Consider the following 2,559-nt stretch of genomic DNA (forward strand, 5'->3'; position numbering starts at 1 on the left):
AGGTTCAAGGCGAATCCTACTGCCAAACCATTCAAGAAAGAACGGAAAAGATCACGGTTCCGAACGACTCCACTTTCTATCCGTTTTTCAGAGTTCAGCAAGAAGACTTTTACTTTGATGTCGGCAAATATACGGACGAATTGTATCTTGCGCTCACCGCTTACTGGCGGTGAATCTGTTCTTTTTAGGAATGCGTCGTAAAGCGCGGGGCGCCATGTAAATGCTCGTTCTGCGCCAAATAAAACCGAGACCAAAATCCCGCAGCTTTCCATAGATGAAATTTATTTTTGCAGACGCAAGGCGGCATTTTCTTTTTTCGCAGCGGGACGCTTGATCAAAATTTTAAAGCAAGCGAACGCCGAGAGAGCGGATATTCCCAACCAGAGAAAATACGATTCCAGGCTCATGTAGGCACCGAAATTCATAAAATACCGTTGAGCGGCAGGGAGTTCAAAGTTCCCCGTCTGCAATTGTCCCAAAAAATTTTCCGTATTGATCGGAAAGTAGAAATGCGAAAGCAGCAGTTGGAGAATCACGAGCGCCGCCACCTGAAATTTACCGAGATCCCACTTATCCAGAACGGTTCCAAGGGGCAAAAGTAAAACGGGGAGAAGGGACGCCAAATGGCGACTTTCGCTGTCCAGCATCAAGACGAGAAACGCCCCAAAGAGGCACGCGAATCCGGCAGAACGGTCGATGAAGTCTCGGGAAAAATCCCGAAAACCGAAAAGGATCAGCATCGGCAAGATGCCGTAAAAAGCCACGAAGCCGACGAACGAAATCAGCGGATATTTCAAGGGTCGCAGCAGAATTTGCAGTCCGAAAATCGAACTGCTGCTGAAAAATTCATCGTTTGTATGCAACGACAAAAAATATTTGACAGCAAGCCACGCCACTAAGAAGCTTCCAAGAACTTTCCAACGGCAATTTTTCGCCGATTTCCAAAAATCCAGAGGCAGCCGCGGGACTTGGCGCAACAAAAAGTAGAGCGCGACAAGAATCGAACAGAACGAAAACACTGTCAAAGGCAAATTCGCTTCTCGCATGAGCAAATTCCGAACGATGCCCAAGTGCCCGCTTACGCACAAAACGGTTATCGATAAAGCGGCAAAGCTCCCGTAGAGAATCGGGAAAATTTTCCCCATATCCACTTTCCATCCGGTTTCGGATTTAGAAAACGGCTTGTCCAATGCCATGAGCAAAAGAATTTGCAACGTCACGAGAGGCCAAGTTATCATTCGCCAAAATGGCGACAATCCCATTGCAAAGGACTTTGTTCTTCAAATAAAAATAAACGCCCAAAAGCGACAGGGTGATGGCAAATGCATCCGTTTGAAAGGGTTCGTATCCGCAATTTTTAAGAGTGAAAAAATTCAAGAAGAGGACAGCGAACAAAACCATTTCCGTCGCTGGTTGCCAGCGAAGGATTTTGGATATGGCAAAGAATAAAGCGATTTGAAGCAATAGATTAAATAGGTGCAGCCCGAACATGGCGGACATCAAATTTTCATCGGTCGCCGACACTCCTAAAATCTGAAAAACGTAGTGGACACCCAAAAAGGGAAACAGGCGCTGAATGCGAAATGCGTCGTATCCCGAATCCCAGAAATCAGCGGAAAAATTCTGCGCCACAGAACGGTAGAATTCGCCGTCAAAACCGGCACCGTCGTTGATCGGAATTTTTTCACCGTAAAGGCTTGCTCCAAAAAGGACAAGGAGCAATGCGACCATACAGAATTTTTTCATTTTGAACTCAGCCTCGATTTTAAATTAAATTCCATTTTGGCAAAAAAGATTTAAATATGTTTTGTTTTGCGTATATACAAGAACTTGATTTTCCGGCAACGGATTGTAGGCGACGGAATAAACTCTAGCGTTTTGATGCACACTAATATAATTCGCCAAAAATCTCCCATATATTGTTTTTGAGACAGACGCTTGACATAAAATCAAGTTCCCGTTTGGCGAAAAAATCGTGCCGCTCCAGTCCCCTTCTATATTCATCGTTACACCTTGATGCTGAATAATTTTAAATCCTTTTGCTATTTGTTTCCTTTCTTGAATCGCTTGCGCCGAATCACCGAAGACTTTGATAGAAGACCTCCAAATAACAGAACCGTTCAAATGCAAAATCGTGGAATAGCCAGAATTCAAAAAAGCAATTGTTGAGCCGCTTTCTAACTGAACGTCTCCCACGAACATTTCCCCTTTGTCGATGTATAAAGTCGAATTCGATTCCACTTTTAAAAATCGGATGGAATCCCCATCGCGAAGCGTGTCGCATTTGCCGTTGGACAGGATTTTGTCGTCAAAAGAATCCACCGCATAATTCGGGAGTTCCTTAGCATATTCTTCATCTAAATTCCAAGACCTTTCGCTCGGATATACGGAATATTTTAATCGGGCCGCTCCCTGTTTGTTTACCAGAGTGTCTTTTTGCCTATACGAAAGTCCATCAACATACATAGTCCTCCCTTAAAATCCCGCCCAGCCCGCATAACTATTGGGAAAAACTGATTTCTACCCTGTGAAAATATTGCAAGGATTTCTAAAATATGA

The 2,559-nt window shown here is 44.1% G+C and carries 3 protein-coding genes; all 3 read right to left on the minus strand.

Annotated elements, in window-relative coordinates:
- Positions 1-281 precede the first annotated feature (281 nt).
- From B5D40_RS15025 to B5D40_RS15035, 3 genes are read right to left on the minus strand one after another with little or no spacing between them, the layout of a single operon-like run.
- Complete coding sequence (locus B5D40_RS15025; protein ID WP_143394489.1) at positions 282-1,238, minus strand: hypothetical protein; 957 nt, start codon at positions 1,236-1,238, stop codon at positions 282-284.
- Complete coding sequence (locus B5D40_RS15030) at positions 1,171-1,746, minus strand: hypothetical protein (RefSeq protein ID WP_078777566.1); 576 nt, start codon at positions 1,744-1,746, stop codon at positions 1,171-1,173. The genes B5D40_RS15025 and B5D40_RS15030 overlap by 68 nt, the downstream gene beginning before the upstream one ends.
- Before the next feature lie 24 nt (positions 1,747-1,770).
- Positions 1,771-2,466 (minus strand): hypothetical protein, encoded by a 696-nt coding sequence (locus B5D40_RS15035; RefSeq protein ID WP_078777567.1) that lies wholly within the window; start codon positions 2,464-2,466, stop codon positions 1,771-1,773.
- Positions 2,467-2,559: the final 93 nt, after the last annotated feature.

It is taken from the genome of Fibrobacter intestinalis, assembly GCF_900167415.1.
Classification (GTDB): Bacteria; Fibrobacterota; Fibrobacteria; order Fibrobacterales; family Fibrobacteraceae; genus Hallerella; species Hallerella intestinalis.